Annotated in this window: 23 protein-coding genes; 8 read left to right on the forward strand and 15 right to left on the reverse strand. The window is 64.9% G+C overall.

Translation table 11 applies throughout. The annotated features are described in order from the left end of the window. Nucleotides 1-31: 31 nt before the first annotated feature. The 4 genes from ACWCOP_RS09425 to hppD all read right to left on the reverse strand — a co-directional run bounded on the left by ACWCOP_RS09425 (nt 32) and on the right by hppD (nt 4,411). Nucleotides 32-1,975 (reverse strand): calcineurin-like phosphoesterase C-terminal domain-containing protein, encoded by a 1,944-nt coding sequence (locus ACWCOP_RS09425; protein ID WP_478248030.1) that lies wholly within the window; start codon nt 1,973-1,975, stop codon nt 32-34. Between the two features lie 102 nt (nt 1,976-2,077). Next, nucleotides 2,078-2,746 carry an alternative oxidase gene (locus ACWCOP_RS09430; RefSeq protein WP_478248031.1) on the reverse strand — a complete coding sequence of 223 codons (669 nt, stop codon included), beginning with the start codon at nt 2,744-2,746 and terminating at the stop codon, nt 2,078-2,080. Between the two features lie 114 nt (nt 2,747-2,860). Next, on the reverse strand, nt 2,861-3,346 hold the full coding sequence (locus ACWCOP_RS09435) for a MarR family winged helix-turn-helix transcriptional regulator (protein ID WP_478248032.1): 486 nt from the start codon (nt 3,344-3,346) through the stop codon (nt 2,861-2,863). 3 nt (nt 3,347-3,349) lie between these two features. After that, nucleotides 3,350-4,411, reverse strand: a complete 1,062-nt coding sequence (gene hppD / locus ACWCOP_RS09440) for a 4-hydroxyphenylpyruvate dioxygenase (RefSeq protein ID WP_478248034.1) — start codon at nt 4,409-4,411, stop codon at nt 3,350-3,352. Nucleotides 4,412-4,551: 140 nt separating this feature from the next. Between hppD and maiA the strand changes: the two genes are divergently transcribed. Next, entirely contained in the window at nt 4,552-5,226 is a 675-nt protein-coding gene (gene maiA / locus ACWCOP_RS09445) for a maleylacetoacetate isomerase (protein WP_478248035.1), read from the forward strand. Here maiA and ACWCOP_RS09450 read toward each other — a convergent pair. Beyond that, entirely contained in the window at nt 5,223-5,618 is a 396-nt protein-coding gene (locus tag ACWCOP_RS09450) for a gamma-glutamylcyclotransferase family protein (protein ID WP_478248036.1), read from the reverse strand. The genes maiA and ACWCOP_RS09450 overlap by 4 nt on opposite strands. A 1-nt stretch (nt 5,619) precedes the next feature. Continuing rightward, nucleotides 5,620-6,882 carry a DUF418 domain-containing protein gene (locus tag ACWCOP_RS09455; protein ID WP_478248037.1) on the reverse strand — a complete coding sequence of 421 codons (1,263 nt, stop codon included), beginning with the start codon at nt 6,880-6,882 and terminating at the stop codon, nt 5,620-5,622. A 172-nt stretch (nt 6,883-7,054) separates the two neighbouring features. Between ACWCOP_RS09455 and ACWCOP_RS09460 the strand changes: the two genes are divergently transcribed. Next, the gene (locus ACWCOP_RS09460) at nt 7,055-7,276 is read left to right on the forward strand and encodes a hypothetical protein (protein ID WP_478248038.1); all 222 of its coding nucleotides are present in this window, start codon (nt 7,055-7,057) and stop codon (nt 7,274-7,276) included. Nucleotides 7,277-7,407: 131 nt separating this feature from the next. Continuing rightward, complete coding sequence (locus ACWCOP_RS09465) at nt 7,408-9,534, forward strand: hypothetical protein (RefSeq protein WP_478248039.1); 2,127 nt, start codon at nt 7,408-7,410, stop codon at nt 9,532-9,534. Nucleotides 9,535-9,547: 13 nt separating this feature from the next. On the opposite strand, the gene xseA is transcribed toward ACWCOP_RS09465, so the two are convergent. Continuing rightward, a complete protein-coding gene (gene xseA / locus ACWCOP_RS09470) occupies nt 9,548-11,023 on the reverse strand; it encodes an exodeoxyribonuclease VII large subunit (RefSeq protein ID WP_478248040.1) in 1,476 nt (491 codons plus the stop codon). Nucleotides 11,024-11,169: 146 nt separating this feature from the next. Between xseA and purD the strand changes: the two genes are divergently transcribed. Continuing rightward, a complete protein-coding gene (gene purD, locus ACWCOP_RS09475; RefSeq protein WP_478248041.1) occupies nt 11,170-12,462 on the forward strand; it encodes a phosphoribosylamine--glycine ligase in 1,293 nt (430 codons plus the stop codon). A 63-nt stretch (nt 12,463-12,525) separates the two neighbouring features. Here the strand turns inward: purD and ACWCOP_RS09480 are convergent, their stop codons facing one another. The 7 genes from ACWCOP_RS09480 to flbT all read right to left on the reverse strand — a co-directional run bounded on the left by ACWCOP_RS09480 (nt 12,526) and on the right by flbT (nt 18,123). Beyond that, nucleotides 12,526-13,374: a flagellin gene (locus ACWCOP_RS09480; RefSeq protein WP_478248042.1), complete on the reverse strand. Its 849-nt coding sequence runs from the start codon at nt 13,372-13,374 to the stop codon at nt 12,526-12,528. A 203-nt stretch (nt 13,375-13,577) separates the two neighbouring features. After that, on the reverse strand, nt 13,578-13,949 hold the full coding sequence (locus ACWCOP_RS09485; protein WP_478248043.1) for a flagellar protein FlaG: 372 nt from the start codon (nt 13,947-13,949) through the stop codon (nt 13,578-13,580). A 125-nt stretch (nt 13,950-14,074) separates the two neighbouring features. Then, nucleotides 14,075-14,902, reverse strand: a complete 828-nt coding sequence (locus ACWCOP_RS09490) for a flagellin (protein ID WP_478248044.1) — start codon at nt 14,900-14,902, stop codon at nt 14,075-14,077. 110 nt (nt 14,903-15,012) lie between these two features. Continuing rightward, nucleotides 15,013-15,837: a flagellin gene (locus ACWCOP_RS09495; RefSeq protein ID WP_478248045.1), complete on the reverse strand. Its 825-nt coding sequence runs from the start codon at nt 15,835-15,837 to the stop codon at nt 15,013-15,015. A gap of 359 nt (nt 15,838-16,196) precedes the next feature. Beyond that, nucleotides 16,197-17,027, reverse strand: a complete 831-nt coding sequence (locus ACWCOP_RS09500) for a flagellin (RefSeq protein WP_478248046.1) — start codon at nt 17,025-17,027, stop codon at nt 16,197-16,199. 311 nt (nt 17,028-17,338) lie between these two features. Next, a complete protein-coding gene (gene flaF, locus ACWCOP_RS09505; RefSeq protein ID WP_478248047.1) occupies nt 17,339-17,698 on the reverse strand; it encodes a flagellar biosynthesis regulator FlaF in 360 nt (119 codons plus the stop codon). Nucleotides 17,699-17,703: 5 nt separating this feature from the next. Beyond that, a complete protein-coding gene (gene flbT / locus ACWCOP_RS09510) occupies nt 17,704-18,123 on the reverse strand; it encodes a flagellar biosynthesis repressor FlbT (RefSeq protein WP_478248048.1) in 420 nt (139 codons plus the stop codon). Nucleotides 18,124-18,317: 194 nt separating this feature from the next. Between flbT and ACWCOP_RS09515 the strand changes: the two genes are divergently transcribed. The 4 genes from ACWCOP_RS09515 to ACWCOP_RS09530 all read left to right on the forward strand — a co-directional run bounded on the left by ACWCOP_RS09515 (nt 18,318) and on the right by ACWCOP_RS09530 (nt 22,948). Next, nucleotides 18,318-20,129: a tetratricopeptide repeat protein gene (locus ACWCOP_RS09515; RefSeq protein ID WP_478248049.1), complete on the forward strand. Its 1,812-nt coding sequence runs from the start codon at nt 18,318-18,320 to the stop codon at nt 20,127-20,129. A 117-nt stretch (nt 20,130-20,246) separates the two neighbouring features. After that, complete coding sequence (locus tag ACWCOP_RS09520) at nt 20,247-21,092, forward strand: AAA family ATPase (RefSeq protein WP_478248050.1); 846 nt, start codon at nt 20,247-20,249, stop codon at nt 21,090-21,092. Continuing rightward, nucleotides 21,093-21,671: a DUF427 domain-containing protein gene (locus ACWCOP_RS09525; RefSeq protein WP_478248051.1), complete on the forward strand. Its 579-nt coding sequence runs from the start codon at nt 21,093-21,095 to the stop codon at nt 21,669-21,671. An 86-nt stretch (nt 21,672-21,757) separates the two neighbouring features. Then, on the forward strand, nt 21,758-22,948 hold the full coding sequence (locus ACWCOP_RS09530; RefSeq protein ID WP_478248052.1) for a vWA domain-containing protein: 1,191 nt from the start codon (nt 21,758-21,760) through the stop codon (nt 22,946-22,948). On the opposite strand, the gene ACWCOP_RS09535 is transcribed toward ACWCOP_RS09530, so the two are convergent. Beyond that, the gene (locus tag ACWCOP_RS09535) at nt 22,945-23,931 is read right to left on the reverse strand and encodes a DUF3137 domain-containing protein (protein WP_478248053.1); all 987 of its coding nucleotides are present in this window, start codon (nt 23,929-23,931) and stop codon (nt 22,945-22,947) included. The genes ACWCOP_RS09530 and ACWCOP_RS09535 overlap by 4 nt on opposite strands. Nucleotides 23,932-23,992 lie beyond the last annotated feature (61 nt).

Consider the following 23,992-nt stretch of genomic DNA (forward strand, 5'->3'; position numbering starts at 1 on the left):
TCATAACACAGTCGCGGCCGTGCGGCTCCGGTCAGTCCCAAAGCTCTTCGCGGAAATAGCGCGGCGGGCGTTCGTCGCGCACCTCCACGATCAACTGGTCCTCGAACACGATCCCGTTGCGGTCGGTGGAGGTCACCGTGATGGCATGGACCCCCGCGGGAAGGTCTTCGGGCAGGCGCGCGGTCCACAAATGCATGTTGCGGTCGGCGATGGAGCCCTGGGGCTGGGGCGCGGCAGGGCCGAAGGTCGACCCCTGATACAGTTCAAAGCCTTGCGCCTGGGGATCGCCCGACCGGCTTTCATAGGCGTAGCGCCCCACGGTGAGCTGGCGCTCGGTGGCGAACGGATCGGCATAGTCGGCCCCGATCCGCGGCGCCTCGCCCTCGCCGGCCTGGGTGCGCGTCATCTCCAGAACCTGGCCGCCGGGCAAGGTCGCGGTGACCTGAGTCTCGGCCGAACCGGCCCAGACATTGGCGGTGACGAAAGCCCCGCCGGCGAGCTCTTCCGGCGTCAGGATCGAGGTGTCGGGCAGGTCGTTGAGGGTGAAGGGCGGCAGCGGATCGCGCGTGTCATAGTCCTCGGCGCGCCAGTCCATGATCGCGCTGTACCAGCTGCGAAAATCCGGAGTGGAAACGCCCACCCACTGACCCCGCGCGCGGTCGATTCGCTGACCGGCATAGCGTTCGGTATAGTCGGTCCCGCTGAACTCCATGTGCAGATAGCCGTTGGGCGCGCCCATGCGCTGCAGCGCCATGGGATTGCCGTCAATGTTGAAATCGCCCTGGAACCAGGCGCCCGAAGCGGCGCCGGCGATGATGTGGCGGAAGGGCAGCGGCCCGGCCCCGGTGTTCTGCGCCCAGCCTTCGAAGATCTGGCCCGGCGCGTGGTTTTCGATCGTGTGGGTATGGCCGGAGAGCGACAGCGCCTCGCGGCCCTGGACCATGGCGTGAATGCGGTCCAGCGCATCGGTCTGATGCTTGTTGGAGCCGGCGTCCACAAAACTGACGAACGGGATATGGTGGGCGAGAACGATCAGCCGGTCTTCCGGGGTCTCGTTGATCAGCGCTTCCAGCCACTCAAGCTGCGTTTCGGTGACGCGGCCGTTATAGGTGGGGCGGTCCGGATCGCTGCAGAAATCATGGCCTGCGGCGGCGTCTTCAGCGGTGCAGGGATAGACCACGTTGTCGAGCACCACGAAGAGCGCTTCGCCCATCTCGAAGGCGTAATAGTTCGGACCGTAGATGCGCCGCCAGCTATCGGCGGAATCCTCGTCGGTGCGCGCGTCGAAATCGTAATCGTGATTGCCGTGGACAAGCCATTGCGGCGCGCCGGCCATGGCGCCGACTTCCAGGATGCGGTCCAGCAGGCCCAGATCATCGCCCACCACGTCGCCCACATAGAGGGCGCAGTCATCAAGGCCCAGATCGGCGTCGAGCATGTCGGCGATCACGCCGTCGCGCAGCCAGCTCACCTCCTGATTGGAATAGGTCTGGCTGTCGCCGACAATGGCGCAGGTGAAGTCGCTTCCAGCCGCGCCCTCGCGGATGATCGGGAAATTCACCGCCGCCGGCGCCGCGCCGGTGTCGGGCAGGCCGCCATAGCGCATCTCATAGCCCGTGCCGCCGGGCTTGTGGGTGTAGGAGAACTGGGGAACCAGCCGCGCGTCGGTGGGCACGCGCCAGCCCGACGGCTGCACGATCGAGAGATCCATGTCGTCGCGCACGGCGATTTCGTAGCGGCCGTCCTCGCCGGTGCGCACGATGTCGCGCCCGTTGGAGACCAGAACGCCGGCGACGCCCGTTTCGCCTTCGCCAAGCCGGCTGTCGCGGTTTGAGTCCTCAAACACGACGCCGGAGATCATCTCTCCGCCGCCCCCGTCGCGCATGACTTCGGGCTGGCCGTACCAGGCCTGCGCCAGGACCGGCGCGGCGGTGACGATTGCGATGGCGGATGCAGTGAGAAAACGGACGATCATGGCGGGCCCCTTTGCGACGCTGTCGCATTGAGGGGTAACAAGCCGGCGTGACGGGCGCATGACAGGGACGGGGCGCCGGCGCTCACGCGCCGGCGCGTCCGGCTATGCGTCGGCGTTGGCCGCCCTGGGTTCGTCCCGGCTGTCGCGCGAGCCGGTCAGCGTGTCGGCGAAGCGGTGATTGACGTCGCGGTGCTTGGCCTCGTCCGCGCGGACCTTCAACACCACGTCGCGCAGGCGCGCATCGGCTGGCAGATCCCAGTAATCGCGGGCGATTTTCGGCGCCGGGACATTCTCCATCTTGCCGGAATCGATCGCCTCGAGATAGCGCGTATAGCTCACCACGGCCTCTTCCTCGAGATAGCCCACAAACCGGTGCGCGGTGCGAGGCGCGAAGAGGTAGAGGAAGAAATATGCGTTGTAGAAGATCGCCTGGGCGATCATCACGAGGCCGCGCTCGAACGGGCTCGGCTTGGCGATTTCCACGAACGTCATCAGGTGCATGCGCTCGTTTTCGGCCTCATCCAGCAGTTCGCGGATCCAGCCCTGATCGTCGCGGATATGGCGCAGGCTTTTCAGGTGCTGCAACAATCCGCCCACCATCCCGGGCACCGCCGCGACGGTCTCCAGAACCACGGCCCGGTGGCCATAGCGGCTCGTGAAGAACAGATCGGCGAACACGCGCATGAACCGCACCAGGCCCAGCGCAAAGCGGTCGCCAAGACCTTTCGGGGCGCGGCGCAGCTCGAGGGAGTCTTCAGGGTTACGGCTCATTGGTCGGCTCTCCATCAGGACATCAAACTTACACTAGCAGATTTGGGATCGCCGGCGCCCCGCGCAACAGAAAGGGCAGAAATGCCGCAGGCGGGCCGGGGGACGCCGCGCGCCCTACTCGAACCCGCCCTGGTCCAGCCGCGCTTCAAGCTTTTCAAGAAGCGCCATGAGCTGATCGCGCTCCGCATCGGAGAAGGTCTCCAGCAGCGCCCGCTCGTAGCGCAGCGCCAGCGGGGCGACTTCGCCGTAGACCTCGGCGCCCGCCGGGGTCAGCGTCACATCGCTGGCGCGCTTGTCGCCGGGATTGGGTTTGCGCTGGACGAGGCCGCGCTCGTCCAGGGCGCGGATGGCGCGACTCACCGTCACCTTGTCCATGGCGGTGGCTTCGCACACCGCCTGGGCGGTGAGCGCACGCCCCTCGCCCAGCACCGCAATCACCCGCCAGTCCCAGATGGAGAGCCCGAACTTGGCCTGATAGGCGCGGGCGATGAGGCTCGACGCCTTGTTGGACGCGACGCTTAGCCGGTAGGGCAGGTAGGACGGCAGGCGCAGGGAGGCGACGGCGCCTGCCTGATCATTTCCGGAACCGGCGCCGGCCAAGGCCTACTCGGCCGCGTCGGTCTTGATCACGCCGCGGCGGATCTGGTCGAGTTCGATGGATTCGAACAGGGCTTTGAAATTGCCCTCGCCGAAGCCCTCATTGCCCTTGCGCTGAATGATCTCGAAGAAGATCGGGCCGATATTGGTGGTGGTGAAGATCTGCAGCAGCAGGCCGTCGCCGTTTTCCGGATCGCCGTCCACCAGGATGGAGTTCTTCTTCAGCCGCTCCAGATCCTCGCCATGGCCCGGCACGCGCTCGTCCACGAGCTCGTAATAGGTGAGCGGGGTGGACTGGAACTCGACGCCGGCGTCGCGCAGCTGTTCGATGGTGGCGTAGATGTCCGGCGTCGTGAGCGCGATGTGCTGAATGCCCTCGCCATTGTATTCGCGCAGGTATTCGCTGATCTGCGACTGGTCGTCCGAGCTTTCGTTCAGCGGAATCTTCAGCTTGCCGCAGGGGCCGGTCATGGCGCGCGACAAAAGGCCGGTGTGCTGGCCCTTGATGTCGAAATAACGGATTTCACGGAAATTGAAGACGCGCTCATAAAAGCCCGCCCAGGTGTCCATATTGCCGTTGAGTACGTTGTGGGTCAGGTGATCGAGCACTTCCAGCCCGGCGCCGCCCTCGTCCACTTCGCCGGTGGGTTCAAACTCGTCGGCGTAGATGTCGTCATCGCCGTACGTGTCGACGAGATACAGCGCAGAGCCGCCAATGCCCTTGATGGCCGGCACGGCGTCGGTCCACAGCCCTCCCGGGAAGGGTTCGGCGCCGCGCTCCAGAGCGTCTTTATAGGCCACTTTCGCGTCCTTGACGCGAAACGCCATGGCGTTGGCGCTGGGGCCGTGAATGGCGCGGAATTCGGCCGCCTGGCCTTCGGTCTCGCGATTGACCAGGAAATTGATGTCGCCCTGCTTGAAGCGGGTGATGTCCTTCGATTTGTGCTTTGCGACCGGCGTGAAGCCGAGGAGCTTGAACAGCTCTTCCAGCTTTTGCGGTTCCGGGCTTGTGAATTCGACGAATTCGAAACCGTCGGTGCCCAGCGGGTTCTCGAACAGATCGGCCATGATCGCGCTCCTTGATTTCGGCGTGGTCGCGCGGGGGCTTGAGTTCGCCGGGCCGCGCGCGCATCGTTGCTGAAGTAAGATAGTATCATTTGCAACTAAATTCACCCCCGAAGAGCGTCGACGGTACAGGGAGACCCACCATGAAGCTGGTTTTGCACGGCTATTTTCGCTCCGGCACCACCTATCGCGTGCGTCTGGCGCTGAACTGGAAGGGCCTGGACTATGATTTCGTGCCGGTGAACCTGGTTGAAGGCGAGCAATCGCGTCCCGACTATCTCGCCCGCAATCCTCAAGGCCTCGTACCGGCGCTTGAGGCCGACGGCGTGATTCTCACCCAGAGCCCGGCGATTCTCGAATGGCTGGAGGAGGTGTTTCCCGACAAGCCGCTCCTGCCGTCAGATCCGGCGGCGCGGGCGCGGGTGCGCGCGTTTGCAGCGGCCATCGGCTGCGACATTCACCCGATCCAGAATTTGCGCGTGCTGAAGAAGGTGAAGGCCGACTACGGCGCCGATCAGGAGGGCGCCACCGCCTGGGCGCGCCACTGGATCACCACCGGGTTTGACGCGCTGGAGCAGCTCGCGGAGGTCTCAGCGCAGGGGGCTGGCGAAACGGCCGGCGGCGGGAGCGGCTTCCTGTTCGGCGACGGGCCGACGCTGGCGGAAGTCTATCTTCTGCCGCAGATGTATAACGCCCGCCGGTTCGGCGTGGATCTGGCCGCCTATCCGCGCCTGGTGGCCGCCGACGCCGCCGCGCGCGCCCTGCCGCCGTTCGAACGCGCTGCGCCGGAAAACCAGCCGGATGCGCCCAAAGCCTAGCGGTTCAGCCAGTCGCCGCTTTCGATGCGCCGGGCGTCGTTCAGGCCCAGAATCCAGACATAGACCCAGGCCTCGCGGTCCGGTTCGGCAAGCTGGACCTTGCGCCGCTCATAGCGAGAGCGGGCCGGATCGCCGGGCCAGTAGTCCTCGAACACGTCCAGCCTGGCCATGACGGACGGGTCCATGACTTCAAACAATTCGCCCAGCACCCGGCCCTCGCCGTCCACAAGGCCGGGATAGCGGCCCAGATCCCAGAGCTCGCCCTTCAGCACGCAGGGGCCGGCGTCCCGGAATGCATGTGCCAGGCCGAATTGCGCAAATCCGGACTGGCCCGCACGCAATAGCCCGTAGACGGCGATCAGATCGCCGGCCCTCACCACGCCGCCCGCCATGTCAGGCTGGCCCGGTCGTCGTGGCGCCTTTCAGGAAAGGCTGGGCCTTTCCATAACTCAGCGAACGCCAAAGCCATTCAAAGGGACCAAACCGGAAGACCGAAAGCCAGATCGGCGAGATGATGAGCTGGACGACCCAGATCACGATCACCAGCTGCACCTGCTGCACCCGCTCGATCTCGCCCCACAGCGCCGGTCCGAACACGCCGGTGGCGAGCGCGACCATGACGAAGGTCTGGGTGAGGTAGTTGGTGAAGGCCATGCGGCCCGCGGCGGCGAATGGCAGGCGCACAAGCTTCAGCCAGGGCGCCTTGCAGATCAGCATGACAAGGCTTGCGTAACCAAACGCCACCACGAGACTGAGGAAGGCGTTTACCGAGCCGTGCACCCATAGCGTTTCGGCCGGAAACCCGTTAGCGGCGGCGGGCGCGGTCGCTATCCAAAGCCCGGGAAGGCCCGAGCCCAGGCAGACCACCGTGATCGCGCCGTAGGCGACAGGGCTCCAGCGGGCCAGCAAAAAGCCGCTTTTGAAAAGCGCCATGCCGATGAGCATCATGCCCAGGATGCGCGGACCGAACAGCGTCAGCTGGCTCAAGAGCGCCACAGCGTTGCCGATCGCGTTATAAATCCGGCTTTCGATAAAACCCGCCTGGTAGGTGCCGGTGAACATGGCCAGCGTTTCAGCGTCCGGGACCGTACTGAACGGCGCCGGATCAAGCCCGCCCGGCAGGGCGCTCGTGGCCCAGAGACTGGCGACGATGAGCGCGTTGGTGAGCAGCACCAGCAGCACGCCCCAGACCAGCAATTTGACGACTCCCATCTTGCGGAAGGCGACCGCGATCAAGCCGACCAGGGCGTAGGGTGTCAGAATATCGCCGAACCAGAACACGAAGCCGTGGATCAGACCGATGAGCAGCAGCCAGCGCATGCGCGAAAAATGGAGCTTGCGCGACGCGTCGGCGGCCTCACCCACCATCAGCACGATCCCGGCTCCGAACAGGGCGGAGAACAGGGTGACGAATTTCTGCTCGAAAAAGACGTGGGTGAAGAACCAGGCGGACGCATTCGCCCCGGTCGCGTCCATGTGGGCCGGCGGATAGCTGAGCGCGCCGTAATACATCATGAAGGCCTGCACATTGACCATCGCGATGCCGAGCACGGCCACGCCGCGCAGGACGTCCAGGCTCTCATAGCGGTCGCCTGACGCCACCGGCGCCCGGCCGGACCCGGCGCTCGCCGCGCTCTGCGCTTCTGTCTTCGGCACTGTTGCGCTCATTTCGCCCCCCAAAGCGTGACCCACGGGTTTAAAGTTCGCCGCGATCAACAGGCATTGCAAGCCTTCACGGGGGGCGCCGCGGGGTTTTATTACCAAGGTTTCATGTTCACCGGAGCCGGTTTTTCTTGCTCCCGGCGTCTCCCGGGCGTAGCTGGAACTCATGCATATCCTGATTGATCTTCTTCATCTGGTCGCCGCAGCAGCGCTTTCGCTGATCGGGTTCGGCTATGAGCGTGAGGAAGAGTGCAATCCGGTGCGCTTCCAGCCCGCCGCCATCGTTGAGACAGCCGAGCTGGAAACTGGCGAATCGGCCCTGCCGGGTCTGCAGAGAATCGATAATTGCGAGGCCGATCGCCGCGCACTTCGGATGCCCGCGCTTTAATTTCGCGCAATTCACACGTACAACAGGAAATCGCCCCTGACCGGCGTCGCGCCCGCTGCGACTCACGTCAGTCTGGGCCCCTGTGTGGATGAAGCTGCGCGTCAGACGCGGCTGGGAGACGACGAGCCGCCATGGCCGCGAAAGATGCCTCCGAACGCGATGAACACTGGTCCGAGGCCGCTGAGGATCGCGGCGAGACCGGGTTCGATACGCCCCAGGGCGGCGCCCTGACCGAACGCAAGGCGCGCGCGCCAATGCGGTCTGAACCCGGCGAAGACCCCGGCCACGGCGGTGGAGGCGGAGGCGGAGGCTGGATCGCCTTCTCCGGCCTCGCTTTCGGGCTGTTGTGGATGGGCGGCGCCGGCGCATACCTGGCCGGTTATATGGATCTGGCCAGCCTTACTCCGGCTCAGATCGCCGGCGTATCGATCTTCGCCGTCGCACCGGCGCTTCTCTTCATGGTCGCTGGCCTTCTGGGCCGCGAGGTCGCCCGCGCCGGCGCCCGCGCCCGGCGCCTGGATGCGGCGGTGGCGCGCCTCGCCAGCCCGGCCCGCCACGCCGACGAAGACGCGGCGCGCCTGGCCGATGCGATCACCATGCAGGTGGACCGGGTCAACTCCGCGGTGGAAAGCGCTCTGGCGCGCCTTGCCGCCATGGAAGAGGTGATCGCCCACCACGCCGACAGCCTGGAAGACAGTTCGGGCCGCGCCAAGGAAAAGGCCGACAGCCTGGTCAAGTCCCTTCGGGGCGAACGTGAGAAGCTGTCGGAAGTCTCCGAGACCCTGGACGACAAGGCCGCGCTCATCGCCGCCGCGATCCAGGATCAGTCGAAAATGGTCGCCGCCGCAGCAGAGCTCGCCGAGTCGCGCGCCCATGACGGCGACAAGATGATCCGCGCCGCCGCACAACGCCTTGAAGGCGCTGGAAAATCGGCTGAGGACAGCGGCGACCGCGTGGCGTTGGCACTGGACGCGCGCGCCACCGAGCTGCGCGATTTCTCGGACCGGCTGAAGGAGCGCACCGAAGGGCTCGAAGCGGCCTATCTCAAGCACAAGGACCGCCTGGGAGACGCCAGCGAGACCCTGCGCAAGGAGCAGGAGAAGATCGCCGCCGCGCTGGATTTCCACAAGGCCGAGCTGGAGACCATGAGCCGGACCGCCGCCGACGGCGCAGAAACGCTCAAGAGCGCCGCGCGCCGCGCCGGCGAAGTCTTCGAGGCTGCGGTGAGCGAAGCGCTGGAGCGCGCCGAGAGCCTGTCCAGCGAGATCGCCGGTCAGAGCGAAACCGCCGCGAAAGCCCAGGAAGCCGCGCTGGAACGTCTGCAAGCCGCAGCCAGGGCCGCCCGCGAAGCGGCCGAGAAGGCCGGGGAGTCTCTGGGCAAGCAGGCCGGCGACGCCGAAGCGGCCCTGGAGCGCGTCAGCGAAGCCGGATTTGAAGCCGCCCGGCGCTCCGACGAAGCCTTCCAGGCGCGCCTTCGCGAAGCTGAAGACCTCACCGAACGCGCGGCGCGCGCCGCCGAAGACGCCTCCGCCGCGGTCAAGCGCCGGCTCGCCGATACGCTGACGGCCGCCCGAGAGGAAGGCCGCGCCATGGAGGCTGCGCTGGAGGGCTTGCGCGAGAAGATGGACGCGGCTCCGAAAAATGCGCGCGAGAGCGTCCACGCCATGGAGCGCATGCTGGAGGACGGGCTGGCCCGCCTCAACGAAACCGCCGCCGAGGCCAGCGATCAGGCGCGCGAGATCGACTCCCAGTTCCAGGCGCGCATCCGCCAGAATTACGAGCTGCTTTCCGACTTCATCCTGCGCATGGGCGGCGTCTCCTCAGGGCGCAAACCCATCGATCTGGCGATCAATGAAGTGCCCGACCCCCTCACCGGCCGCCGTGGCGCCAGATCCGAAGCCCGCTCTGAAGATCGGCCGGAACCAAAGTCCGAAGCGAGACCGGAACCGCGTAGCGAGTCGAAGCCTGCGCCGTCGCGCCGCTCTGCGCGCGCGCAGCCGGAGGAGCCCGAACCCTTCGAGCTCAAGGACCCGGCGACCGATGATCCCGACGAGCCGCTGGATCTGGCCGACGCCGAGCGCCAGGGCGAGGCGCGCCGCAAGCCCGACCCCGAGAGCGCGCGCCGTGACGGCGGCTGGCGCTGGCGTGACCTTCTGGCCAACATGGACCCTGAGGACGGCGCTAGGGAACCGCGCCGCGAGACGGGCGAGGACAAGAACGAGGGCAAGCCCGAGCCTCGCAAACGGCCTCGCAGATAGTGTCGGGGACGTATTAGAAGAGCGAGCCCTGCCCCGGCGGGGCTTTCGGCTTCGCCGGCCGGCGCTTGGCCGGCCCCGGATTTTCGGATGTCGAGGCGCGAGCAGGAGCGCCAGCAGAGGTGCCCGGCGAAGCGGCTGCACCCTCTCCAATGCGAGCCGCCCGCTCGCCGTCGGCGAAGCCCAGCGTCACCGCCTGGCCATCCTGCAGCGCCGATGCGGCGCGCACGAGATTTCCGTCTGCGCCGGTCACCAGCGCAAAGCCGCGCGCCAGCACTGATTTATGGCTCAGCGACTCAAGGCGCGCGCCAAGGCTCACAAGCGTTCTTTCATACTGTGACAGCGAGCGCGCATAGACCGGCGCCAGCCGCTCGGCGCTCTGGGCGAAGCGGCGCTGCTTTTCGGCGATGTCACGGCGCAGCGCATTGGGGCGAAGGCCCGCCGCCACCGCCTCGAAGCGGCTTTTGCGGGCCTGAACCAGCGTGCGGCCCGCGCCCTCAAGGCGCCCAGCCGCATAATCCATGCGTTGGCGGGCGTCGCTGATCAGCATTTCCGGGCGCGGCAGGGCCCGGGCGGCGCTTTTGAGGTCCGCCGCCTTGCGGTCGACGCCGCGCTGCAGGGCGCCGGCCAGGCGCAGCTGCACCTGGGCGATGCGCTCGGCGAGCTCACGGCGCACAGGCACGGCGATCTCGGCGGCGCCCGTGGGCGTCGGCGCGCGCCGGTCCGAGGCGTAGTCGATGAGCGTGGTGTCTGTCTCGTGGCCTACAGCCGAGATCAGCGGAATGCGCGAGGCGGCCGCGGCGCGCACGACGCTCTCCTCGTTAAAGCACCACAGATCTTCCACCGAGCCGCCACCACGCGCCACGATGAGAACATCGGGGATCGGGACCGGCCCGTCCTCGGGCAGCGCGTTGAAGCCCTTGATGGCCGCTGTGATCTGATCGGCGGCCTTCTCCCCCTGCACGAGCACCGGCCAGAGCAGGACATGGACCGGAAATCGGTCCTCCAGGCGGTGAAGTATGTCGCGGATCACCGCGCCGGTGGGCGAGGTCACCACTCCGATCACACGGGGCAGGAAGGGCAGAGGCCGTTTGCGTTCTTCCGCAAACAGGCCTTCGGAAGCGAGCTGCTTCTTGCGCGCCTCCAGAAGCGCCATGAGCGCGCCCTCTCCGGCGGGCTCCAGACGCTCGATGATCATCTGGTATTTGGAGCGGCCGGGGAAAGTGGAGAGCCGGCCCTCGGCGATCACCTCCAGCCCCTCTTCGGGCCGGAAGTTCAAAACGCCGGCCATGCCCTTCCACATCACGCCGTCCAGGCTCGCGCGCTCATCTTTGAGGTCGAGATAGAGATGGCCGGATTTGGCCCGAATCACCCGGCCCAGCTCACCGCGCACGCGCACATGGCCGTAGGCGTCCTCCACCGTGCGCTTCAGGGCGCCGGACAGCTCGGAGACGGTATATTCGGGCATGTTGGAAACGGGCGCGTCGGTCATACGCCCAACCTAATACGGATTCGCCGCTGAGCCATCGCGGCGGGTGTACCAAGCCGGCCGCAACGGCGCGCGCGCCGCGCGTCCTGACCCGTTGACCTTTCGCCCTGCGCCCGCCATTCAGCGCGCTAACGAAAACGGAGCGCGCCATGAACATCCTCATCGTCGGCTCAGGCGGTCGCGAACATGCGCTGGCCTGGAAGATCGCGCAGAGCCCTCTGGTGGACATTGTCTGGTCCGCGCCCGGGTCGGCGGCGCTGGACAAGATCGGACCCTGCTTCGACGTGGCGGCCGACGATGTGGACGGATTGCAGGCGCTCGCCCTGCAGCTGGAGCCGGACCTGATCGTCATCGGCCCCGAAGCGCCTCTGGCCGGCGGCCTCTCTGACCGGCTGCGCGCGCGCGGCTTTGACGTGTTCGGCCCTGACCGGGAACCCGCCCAGCTGGAAGCCAGCAAGGGCTTCGCCAAGGATTTGATGGCGACGTTCAACGTGCCCACCGCCGGATATGGCCGCTTCACCGACGCCGGCGAGGCCAAGGCCTTCCTGGCCGCCCTGCCCGCACCCTACGTGCTCAAGGCCGACGGGCTGGCCGCCGGCAAGGGCGTGGTCATCGTGCAGACGCTGGAGGAGGCGCAGGCCGAGGCCGAAGCCATGCTCGGCGGCAAGTTTGGTGATGCGGGCGCGGAGCTGGTGATCGAGGAATTCATGCCGGGCGAAGAAGCGAGCATCTTCGTGCTCACCGACGGGACCAACCGCCTCACCCTGCCCGCCTGCCAGGATCACAAACGCCTTCTGGACGGCGATGAAGGCCCGAACACCGGCGGCATGGGCGCCTATTGCCCCGCCCCGGTGATGAGTGCGGCGCTGATGCAGGAGGTCGACGAGACCATCGCAAAGCCGATGATCGACGGGCTTCGAGACGCCGGCCACCCCTATAAGGGCGTGCTTTATATCGGCGTGATGGTCACTCCGGACGGGCCCAAGGTCGTCGAGTTCAACGTACGCTTCGGCGATCCTGAATGCCAGGTGCTGATGGCCTCGCTCAACGATGACATCGTGCCGGCCCTGCTGGCGTGCGCCACCGGCGGCATGCCCCAGGCTGATTTTGCCCGCCTGCTGCCGGATCTCGCCGCTGCAAAGCCAGCGGCCACCATTGTGATGGCCACCTCCGGCTATCCGGGCGCCTATGAAAAAGGCTCGGTGATCAAGGGTGTGAAGGAAGCCGGCGAGGTGGAGGGCGTGACGGTCTTTCACGCCGGCACCAGCGTCAACGAGGACGGCTGGTGGACCGCGCAAGGCGGGCGCGTGCTCACCGTCACCGCCGTGGGCGACACGCTGCAGCAGGCGATCACAAGCGCCTATGACGGCGTCGGGAAGATCGACTGGCCGGAAGGCGTTCACCGCACCGATATCGGATGGCGGGCGCTGGGGCGCGGATAGCGCAAAAGAAAACGCCCGGCGCGTACACGCCGGGCGAATTTTTGCGCGTGGGAGGCGCGGCGTCTAACGGCCGAACAGGGACAGGATGATCTGCGGCTCGGAGTTGGCGATGGAGAGCGCCTGAACGCCCAGCTGCTGCTTGACCTGCAGCGCCTGCAACCGCGCGCTCTCCTTGGCCATGTCGGCGTCAACCAGATTGCCGACCCCTTCGGTCAAGCTATCCATCAGCTTGCCGACGAAGGTGCGGTGAGCCTCCATCTTCTTCAGGTCCGAGCCCAGATTGGCCAGCGCCTGATTGACATTGTCCAGCGTCGCCTGGATCTGGGAGACCGCCACGCCGGCGAGCGAGGCCGAGCCGAGGCTCGTCCCGGAAGGAATGGTGAAGATGGCGTTGGCGCCTGGCGTTGCAGCCAGCGACATGTTCTGTGCGCCCAGCGTCACGGTGCGGGTTGCGTCGGCGTCGGCCAGGAAGGCGATCCCGTTGGTCAGCGTGCCGTTGAGCAGGTTCGCGCCGTCGAACTCGGCGTTGTCGATGATCACCGAGACCTGCTCCATCAGCGACCGAAAATCGCTATCGAAGGCCTGACGCGAGAAGGTGTCGATGGACGGGTCCATCGCCGCGGTCGCCTTTTCGCGCATCTCGATGAGAAGATCGGAGATGCTTTCACCCGCCGCGATGGCCACGTCGCCGATCGACACCGCGCGGTCCAGCGAGGATTCCACAGAGCCAAGCGCCCCGATATCCGAACGCATGCCTTGCGCCACCGCAAAGATCGAGGAGTTGTCCTTCGCGCCGGAGACTTTCAGGCCCGTATTGATGCGCTGCTGCACATCCGCGAGCGACGTGTTGGTCTTGTTCAGGTTCTGAAGGGCGATCATCGCCGAGGTGTTGGTGTGGACGCTCAGCGTCATTGGAATTCTCCCGCGTGGCTGGCCGCGCCGCATTCGGCGGCATTCGCCAGTGACAGGAGCAACCTGCGGGCCAACACGGGGCCACGGGAGTTCTCTTATTTATTTCATATACCTAAAAACAAAATGCCCCGCCGGGCGTCGCCGCGACGGGGGTGCGCATGGTTAATTCTTGCCTGTGAACCGGTCGCTTTTTGCCGGGTCGCTCAGGCGCGCTCGTTCACCAGACCGCCCTGCTGATCACGCAGATAGGCGACAAGCTCGAGATATTTCTTAGGCGGCCACTGGCGCATGGTCTCGCCGGTGTCAGGATCAAGAATGCGGTAGACGAAGCGCCCCGCGTCGCCTTCGCGATCAATCTGCAGGCGCGAGCGGGAGTTGGCGTTGATGTCGGCCCGCATCGCCTCGATGCGCTCAACCACAGCCCGTTCGTCTTCTTTCGCCGCGTCTTCGCTCTGGTCCACGGCTTCCGGCTTCGCCGGCGGGGCGGGTTTGAGCTTGCGAACCACGATCTCATCTTCCGCCATCATGGCGGAACGGGCGATCGCGCTGCCCGACATAAGTTTTGAAATATCCATCTTGCCTCATCGCAAGACGCTTTCGCCGCGTCCGGCGCCTCCTTTCATTGCGAATACATCATGGGCAATAGGTTGAACGGCCGGGAGGAACCCCACAGAACGCCCCGGCCGCTCTTCCCTATCGATTACCGGAAGTAACCGAGGATCGTGCTCGGCGCGGAGTTCGCGATCGAGAGCGCCTGGATACCCAGCTGCTGCTTGACCTGCAGCGACTGAAGACGGGCGCTTTCTTTCGCCAGATCCGCGTCGACCAGATTGCCGATGCCTTTTTCGAGCGCATCCGACAATTTGCCCACGAAGGTCTTGTGCACTTCGAGCGACTTGGAGCCCGTACCCAGACGCGCGAGCGACGAGTTCAGGTTATCCAGGGACGTCTCGATCGCAGCGGCGGCCGTAGAGGCGGCTGCAGCGGTGCCGAACGAGGCCGTCGCCGCGACGGTCACGATGGACCCGCCAAGGCTGAAGTTCTCGTCGTCGATGTCGAGCGTGTTCGAGCCGTCGGCGTTGGCCAGGGCCGAAATGCCGGCGGTCTGCGACCCGTCGATCAGGTTGGCGCCGTTGAATTCGGCGTTCGAGACGATGGTGCTGATCTGATCACGCAGCGCCTTGAAGTCTTCGTTCAGAGCACTCCGCGACGCGGTGTCGAGCGAGGAGTCAGAGCCGGCAAGGGCCTTCTCCTTCATCTCGACCAGCAGGTCGGAGATCGCTTCACCGGCGGCCAGGGCCACGTCCACGGTGGACGAAGCCAGGTCGAGGGACTGGTTGACGGCCTTGTAGCCGCCCACGTCCGCGCGCATCGACTGGGCGATGGCGTAGACGCCGCCGTTGTCTTTGGCGGAGCTGACAGCAAGACCGGTATTGATGCGCTGCTGGACAGTCTGCAGCTCCGAATTGGTCTTGTTCAGGTTCTGGAGGGCGATCATCGCGCCCGGGTTGGTGTTGATCGTCGCCATTTCTTGGCTCCTTCAATGATCCGTTTCTACGGTTGGTTTCACGTGCGTTTTGCACGCGTTCGCCGGAGCCGACGCGTTCTACGCCGGCCCCGGAGAATCGTCAGTCTCGATTACCGGAAGTAACCAAGGATCGAGCTCGGCGCGGAGTTCGCGATCGAGAGCGCCTGAATGCCCAGCTGCTGCTTGACCTGCAGCGACTGAAGCCGTGCGCTTTCCTTGGCGAGATCCGCGTCGACCAGATTGCCGATGCCTTTTTCGAGCGCATCCGACAGCTTGCCCACGAAGGTCTTGTGAACCTCCAGCGCCTTGGAACCCGTACCCAGACGCGCAAGCGAGGAGTTCAGGTTGTTCAGCGAGGTCTCGATCGCTGTGGCCGCAGCCGCAGCGTTGGTCTGGGTGGCGATCGAGGTGCCGGCGCTGATGGTCAGCGTGGTGCCCGTCAGAGACAGGTCTTCCGCGCCGATCGTGATCACATTGGACCCGTTGGAATTGGCCAGAGCCGTGATGTCCGCGGCGCCGTTGGAGATCAGATTGGCGCCGTTGAATTCGGCGTTCTGGACAATCGTGCCGATCTGATCGCGGAGCGCGGTGAAGTCTTCGTTCAGCGCGTTGCGCGAAGCCGTATCGAGCGAAGCATCAGACGCAGCGAGCGCCTTCTCCTTCATTTCAATCATCAGATCGGAGATCGCTTCGCCCGCAGCCAGGGCCACATCCACGGTGGACTGGGCCAGGTCGAGGGACTGGGAGACGGCCTTGTAGCCGCCCACGTCCGCGCGCATCGACTGGGCGATGGCGTAGACGCCGCCATTGTCCTTGGCGGAGCTGACAGCAAGACCGGTATTGATGCGCTGCTGGACAGTCTGCAGCTCTGAATTGGTCTTGTTCAGGTTCTGGAGGGCGATCATCGCCCCCGGATTCGTATTGATCGTCGCCATTTCTTGGCTCCTTGACGTTTCTACGTTGGAGACGCGCTTTTTGCGCGACAGGTCTTCTGACCCACAGAAGCAACAGCAAGGGCGGGGCCAGTTTCAGGATCCACTCAAGAAGAAGGGCCTAAAATTATGAAATATATCGGCTATCCGGAAACGATGATGGCGCCGACCACCCCCTTGCCCGGCAAAATCTGCCGGATTGACGCCTCTTAGCTCGGCAATATTTGCCGCGTCGGCACAATCTGCCGGTAAACGCGGTGTAAAAATTCAGTCGGATCAATGATTTGGTTAGCAAAACCTTAAGTGCGGCCGGACACAAAAAGAAACCGGAGCCGCCCATGAGGCGGCTCCGGCTCGGCCTCTTATCCGCGGAAGAAGGACAGCACGCTCTGCGGTGCGGAGTTGGCGATGGAGAGCGCCTGAATCCCCAGCTGCTGCTTGACCTGCAGCGACTGAAGCCGGGCGGACTCCTTGGCCATGTCCGCGTCCACGAGATTGCCGATCCCCTTCTCCAGTGAATCGGAGAGTTTGGTGACGAAGGTGGAATGGATCTCGATAGCCTTGGACTTCGTGCCAAGGCGCGCGAGCGCCTCGTTCACATTGTCCAGTGAGACCCCGATCTGCGAAGCGATCGCATCGGCCTGGGTCGCGGTGGCGAACGAGGCGGTCGCGGTCACGGTCACGATGGTGCCGGAGAGGGACAAGTCCTCCGCCGGTACGGTGAGCGTGTTCGAGCCGTCCTGGTTGGCCAGGGCCACGAAAGCCGAGGTCGATCCGTCGATGAGGTTCAGGCCGTTGAACTCGGCGTTGCTGACAATCGTTGCGATCTGGTCGCGCAGGGCCGTGAAGTCTTCGTTCAGGGCCGAACGGCTGGCCGTATCCAGCGATGCGTCCGCAGCGGCGAGCGCCTTTTCCTTCATCTCGATAAGCAGATCCGAGATCGCTTCACCCCCGGCGAGCGCGACGTCGAGCGTCGCGTCGCCGCGGTCCAGGGATTGCTGAACAACGCCATAGCCGGCCACCTGGCTACGCATGCGCTGGGCGATGGCGAACAAGCCGCCATTGTCCTTCGCGCCTGCGACCTCGAGGCCGGTATTGATACGGTTCTGCACTTCACGCAGCTCCATATTGGACTTGTTCAGGTTCTGGAGCGCGATCATCGCTCCGGCGTTGGTGTTCACCGAATTTGTCATTGTGGGGTTCCTCCATTCTGGAAGCGAACGGCCGTTCTCGGCCGGCGGACCTTTTGTCCCGTACACGCACCCGCAAGGCCCGTGCCGGGATGGGCCCCAGCGCCGAACTCAATCCTCATGATAAAAGAATGACTTGCCTCATGGCGGCCCCGACCCGCTCGCAAGGCGTGGAGCGTTCGCCCCGGCAAGAATGGCCGGTGGGCAGACCCCGCCCACCGCACCCGGCTGGCGATCCAGCCTGGCGCAAAACGAAAAGCGCCGCGCCGAAAGCCGGCGCGGCGCTTTTCACACTGATGAAGCCGGCGAGACCGTCAGGCGGCGGCCTTGGGGGCCAGGCCCTGCATGATGGTGCGGTTGATATCGATGAGCACGTCGATGTCGCCGGCGCCGCGCATGGCGCTGCTGGTCTCCTTGGAGATAAAGATGGACAGCGAAATGATCGAGGCGCGCAGATTGTTCGGCAGCCGGTTGTCGGGGCTGGCGCAATCGGCGGCGAACGCGGTCCAGACCCGGCGGTTCCAGTCCAGGGCTGCGGCGCGCTTGCGAATCTCGGTGGGCGCCGCCTCCTTGACCTCCATCAGGGCCCGGGTCACCTGGCCCATGAGACGGTACTCGGTCGAGCGCGGATCTTCGGTGCGCGCGGACGCGGTCTGGTAGGCCTGATAGGACATTGGTTTCAGCCCTCGCCGCCGGCTTTCCCGCCCTGGGCGCCGCCAAGGCGTTCCGCCTCATAGGCGATGATTTTGCGACATCTCAAAAGCGCTTTGTAATACTCGCCCGACATCACCTCTCGGCTCACCGCGACGCAGTCTGACAGCGCATCGGGATTGGAGATCGCTCCCATGAACTCGGTCATGCGCATGACGAACTCGTCATAGAGCCCGTCCTGGCTGGAGGCGGACAGATACATCATCATGACCGGCAGATAGATGCGTTTGGCCGGCGTATCGGCCTCATGCTCCTGCATGATGTCCTTTTCGCGCAAAACGCTGGCCTTGTTCTGCAGGATCAGCGTGGCGCGCCGGTCGCCATTCTCCACGACCGCGCCGTTGAGCACGAATTTTTCGCCGGGCTTCAGTGACAGCTTCAGCGGCATGCGGAGCCCCTCCAGGCACGGTGACGTACAGCAGATTCGCTGTTCTTCGACCCTAGTCTTTTCAGCTCAGGGTGAACAAAGCGTTTCGCGACGGGCCCGCGCCGCAGGCCTGTGTGCGGTTCGTTAGCGAAACCTTAATCGAAGCGGCCCGCCATGGAGTCAACTATGTCTCCCAAGCCTTCAAAGGAGCCGCCATGGCCGCCGGCTTTGATCTGGACGCCGAACTCGCCGCAGGCCGCGAGGACGCCAAACGTCAAGTGGAGCGCGAGCGCACCGGCGCCGGAAAAGCGCTCGCCGCAGCGCTGGACGCCAAGAGTACGGCGTCGAAAAAACTGAATCCCAAAGCGCTGGGATTTGTACGCCGAGCCGTAAAGACCATGGACGACGGTCCCGCCGCCACCGCGAAGGCGGCCCAGCTTTGCCTGAAGGCGATCGAGCTTTCGCCCGATTTCGCCCTGGCTCACCAGGCCATGGCGCTCACCATGGAGCGGCTTGGGCGGCTGTCTACGGCGCTGAGCTTTTATCAGAAGGCCTACGCCCTCGAGCCCAATAATTCGGAGCTCTATCTCAATCTGGGCATGATCGCCTGGAAGCTCGACATGCTGGATGCGGCCGAAAAGTTCCTGCGCCTGCACAATCAGATGGAGCCCGGTTCGCTGGCGGGCGTGTCCAACCTGGCCGGCCTGTTGCGCGACCAGCAAAAATTCGCCGATTCCATCGAGCTTCTGCGCGCCGCGATCTATGGCTGGCCGGACAATCCCGAACTGTGGAATTCGCTGGGCACCACATTGCTGGAAAGCGGCGATCCTTTGCAGGCCATGACCTTCTATCAGGAGGCCCTGCGGATTCAGCCTGACTTTGCGCGCGCCCACCACAATCTGGCATTCTGTCAGGACCTCACCGGCGATGTGGAGAGCGCCATCACCCATTTTCGCAAGGCCCTCAGCCTGGACCCGACGCCGGTGGATAAGGCCACCATGGATCACGGCCTGTCGTTGGCGCTTCTGTCGGTGGGTGAGTTGAAAGAGGGCTGGACGCGCTACGAGGCCCGCCTCTCTCCGCTCTACAAGAACTGCGTCCATTTCAATGTCACCGCGCCCTACTGGTCGGGAGAAGAGCTGGACTCCATCCAGGGCAAGCGCCTCCTGCTGGTTGGCGAACAGGGCCTTGGCGACGAAATCATGCACACCACCGCCCTTGAAGAAGCCATAGACGCAGTGGGCCCGGACGGCGCGGTGGGCCTGGTTTGCGAGCGTCGCCTGATCGAGCTGTTCAAGCGCAGCTTTCCAAGGCTCGCCTTCATCGGGCGGCACGCGACCGTCTTCAAGGAAGGCCGGCAGATCCGCTCTGTGCTGGACGCGGAGACCGCATTCAAGCCCGATCTCTGGGGGCCCTTAAGCTCGATCCAGCGCGCCTTGCGTCCAACCCCTGAAAGCTTTCCTGAACTTGGTGCGTATCTGCGTCCCGCCGACGAGACGCTCTCTGCGTTGAAAGAAAAGGTGGACGCCCTCCCGCCCGGGCTTCGCGTCGGCTTTTGCTGGAAGTCCAAGCTGATGAAGGGCAACCGCACCAAATATTTCTCACCCTTCGAGATGTGGCGCCCGGTGCTGGAGACGCCCGGCTGCACGTTCGTCTCGCTCCAATACGGCGACGTGGACACCGAGCTGGCGCTGTGTGCGAAAGAGTACGGCGTCACCATCCACACCATAGACGGGCTGGATCTGATGAATGATCTGGAGGGCGTCGGCGCGCTGGGATCCTTGATGGATATCAGCGTGGGCCAGCACAACGCCTCCCTGGCCATGACCGGCGCCTGCGGCGGGGAAAGCTTCCTGCTGTCGCCGGCAAAGCGCCAGTGGACCAGTTTCGGAACCGATCGCCATCCCTGGGCGCCGGGCTCCACGGTGTTCGCACCGGAGCGCTTCCGCGACTGGGCCGACCCGATCGGGCGCATCGCCGGGGCCCTGCGTGAGCGCGCTTCGACGCGGGCGCGCGGAGCGGCGTGACGGGCTGAGGACGCTTTTATGACCGGGGCGGGTGAACAGCGCCCCTAGGCGGTAGGGCTTGCGCGCTCTAGTCTTAATACGACTCTGCGACCCGCATCAGTTCAGCAAGGGACCGCCATGCGCTTTGACGGAACCAAATCCTACATCGCCACAGAAGAGCTCGCCTCCGCGGTGAACGCCGCCATGATCCTGGAGCGCCCGCTCCTGGTGAAGGGCGAGCCGGGCACCGGCAAGACCGAGCTTGCTCGCCAGGTCGCCGCCGCCACCGGCGCGCCGCTTCTGGAGTGGCATATCAAGTCCACCACCAAGGCCCGCCAGGGTCTTTACGAGTACGACGCGGTGGCGCGCCTGCGCGACAGTCAGCTGGGCGATGACCGCGTCCACGACGTGAAGAACTATATCCGCAAGGGCAAGATGTGGGAGGCGTTCGACGCGCCCCAGCGCCCGGTCCTCTTGATCGACGAGATCGACAAGGCCGATATCGAGTTTCCCAACGATCTCCTGCAGGAACTCGACCGGATGGAGTTCCATGTCTACGAGACCGGCGAGACGGTGCGCGCCGAAGTCCGGCCCATCGTGATCATCACCTCCAACAATGAGAAGGAATTGCCCGACGCCTTCCTGCGCCGATGCTTCTTCCACTTCATCGCGTTTCCCGACGAGGAGACCATGGAGAAGATCGTCGAGGTGCACTTCCCCGACCTGAAGGGCCGGCTCCTCTCCGAAGCGCTCAACATGTTCTTTGAGCTGCGCTCGGTTCCCGGCCTGAAGAAGAAGCCCTCCACGTCCGAGCTGCTGGATTGGCTGAAGCTTCTCCTGGCCGAAGACATCGACCCGAAAGTCCTGCGCGAGCGTGACCCGCGCAAACTCATCCCGCCCATGCACGGCGCCCTTTTGAAGAACGAGCAGGACGTGCAGCTGTTCGAGCGCCTGGCGTTCATGAACCGGCGCGAAGGCGGCTAGGTGAACGCGGAGCGCAATCGCGCGCTGCTGAAGCGTCTGGCGCCCCACCGCGACGGCTGGGGTCCGCGCCCTCCCGAGGTGACGCCCGAGCCGGTCGGCGTGGGCGAGGAAAGCGTCTGGGATTATCCAAGACCGCCGGTGCTGCGCCCGGCGCCGGGCCGCGTCATGGTGCGCCACCGCGGCGTCACCATCGCCGACACGACCGGCGCGCTGGAGATGTGCGAAACCGCGAGTGCGGCGGTCCCCTATATCCCGCCCGCCGACGTGGCGATGGATCATCTCAAACGCGCCGCCGGAACCAGCCTGTGCGAGTGGAAGGGTGAAGCGATCTATTTCGACGTCATCGCCGGCGGGAGCACCGCGCAGCGCGCCGCTTTCGCCTACCCCCACCCGCTGGACGATCTGGACCTGGGCTATTCGCGAATCGCCGGCTGGATCGCCTTTCATCCCGCTGTGGTGGACGAGGCGTGGATCGACGGGATGCGCGCGGCGCCTCAGCCGGGCGGGCTTTACGCCGGCTGGGTGACGCCGCGAATCAAGGGTCCGGTCAAGGGCGCCCCCGGCACAGGACACTGGTGAGCTGGCCAATGCCCGCGCTTCTACGCGGGTGTTTTGCATGGGGTCGCCGGTTTGTCGCAGGGGCGCACAAGCGCTAGGTTGGAGCCATGGCCAACGCACTCTTCCATCGCTTCTTCACCAATCTTCGCGCGGCGAAGATTCCGGTGTCCACGCGCGAATATCTCACCCTGCTCGAAGCGCTGGAGAAGGGCGCGATCGATCAGGACATTGACAGCTTCTATGCGGTGAGCCGCGCGACGCTGGTCAAGGACGAGCGCAATTTTGATCGCTTCGACAAAGTCTTCGCCCATTTCTTCGAAGGGGTGGAGGCGCTGGGCGACCTGTTCAAGGCCGAGGAGATCCCCGAGGACTGGCTGCGCGCCGAGTTGCAGCGCCATTTGAGCGAGGACGAGATGGCCGAGATCCAGGGTATGGACTTCGACCAGCTCATGGAGACGCTGAAACAGCGCCTGGCCGAACAGACCGAGCGCCATGAGGGCGGCAGCAAGTGGATCGGCACCGGCGGGACCAGCCCCTACGGCCATTCAGGCTGGAATCCGGCCGGCGTGCGAATCGGCGGCAAGTCGAAGAACAAGCAGGCGGTGAAGGTCTGGGAGACCCGCCGCTTCAAAGATTACGACCAGGACCGCGAGCTGGGCACGCGCAATCTGAAAGTCGCCCTGCGCCGCCTGCGCCGGTTTGCCCGCGAGGGCGCCGCCGAGGAGCTGGACCTCGACGACACGATCACCTCCACCGCCCGCCACGGCTATCTGGACGTGAAGATGCGCCCCGAACGGCGTAACGCAGTCAAGGTGCTGGTATTCTTCGATGTAGGCGGATCAATGGACCCCTATATCGACCTGACCGAACGCCTTTTCTCGGCTGCGGCCTCGGTGTTCAAGAATCTGGAATATTTCTACTTCCATAACTGCCCCTACGAGGCGGTTTGGAAATCAAACAAGAGGCGCATGAGCGAGACCACGCCGCTAATGGACGTGCTGCATAAATACCCCAGCGATTACAAGGTTGTGATTGTGGGTGACGCCGCCATGTCGCCCACCGAAATCACCCATCCCGGCGGCTCGGTGGAGCACTGGAACGAGGAAGCGGGCGGCGCCTGGCTGCGGCGCATCACCGAGACCTATCCCCATACGATCTGGCTCAATCCGACGCCGGAGACCTGGTGGCCGCACACCTATTCGGTGCAGCTGATCCGCGAGATCATCGGCCCGGAACGCATGTTCTCGCTGACGATCGACGGGGTGGACCGGGCGATGAAGGAGCTGGCCAAGCGTTAGGCGTTTGCGCCGGCCTCGCTGTCGCGAAAATCGGCCGGCTTCAGCAGCGTCGCGATGATGTCGTCGATGAGCTTGATCTCGGCATGGAGCGTCTCAACGCGGGCGCGGTCCGTCAGGGGCTTGAACAGGGTGCCCGGCTCGAAATTATTGCCGGTCTCGGCGGCGATAAGCAGCTCGCCGCGTCCGCTCTCCGGCGCCAGCGCCTCGTCGAACACGGCGCGTGAGTTCTTGCCCGACAAGAGCTTTTCAAGCTCCAGCAGGCGCTCCATGAAGGTCGGCGTCAGAAGATAGCGCGCCATGACCTGGTCGGTGCCATAGACCTCGAAAAGCTTCTCGAACTTGGGATCTACGAGCCCGATGCGGTCCAGCTTTCGCCCGGCCTTGCCGAACGTCTTGTTGGCGAAGCTTTCAAGCGCGTTGAACACCCCCTTGTCGCGGGTGATGAGCGTCACCCCCTCCACCGTGCGCGGAAAGGCGATGCGAATCAGCACGCCGCGAAACACCGTCACGTAATAGGTGCGGTTCTTGGAACGGCGGCGCTGTTTCAGGTGCGCCTCGTAGAGCTCGAACTCGGCGCCATGGGCTTCGCCCGCGAAATGGTCTTCAAAGTTTCTGCGGTCCGAATTGGGGATCAGGCCGTGCTGGCGAAACGCCTCAAAACGCGGCGCACTGAACGGGTCAGGCTCGTAGCGCAGCCCGAACGCCTCTGCGATCCGGGTGTTGAGTCCGCCCTTCACCTCGGCTGAAAGCGCGCGCATCTCCTTGGCGCCGAACGTCATGATCGCGCCAGCCAGCGCCACCGCTCCGAAGGCGGCCAGCATCGTCGGGAATCCGAAAACCGAAACCGCAACGGCCCCGGCGACCGCCGCACCGATGGCGAGCGGGATCGCCCAGATGAAGCGGCGCACGGCGTGCTTGCGCCGCTCTTCCAGCCCTTCAAGCCAGGGCTTCACCTCGCTCCAGGCCGTTTCGAGATCGCGCATTCATCCCTCCTGAGCAAAGAACCAGACCCTGACATGAAAACGAGCGCCGGATCCGCTCCGG

The organism is Apolloniradiicaulis salifontis (assembly GCF_053756655.1).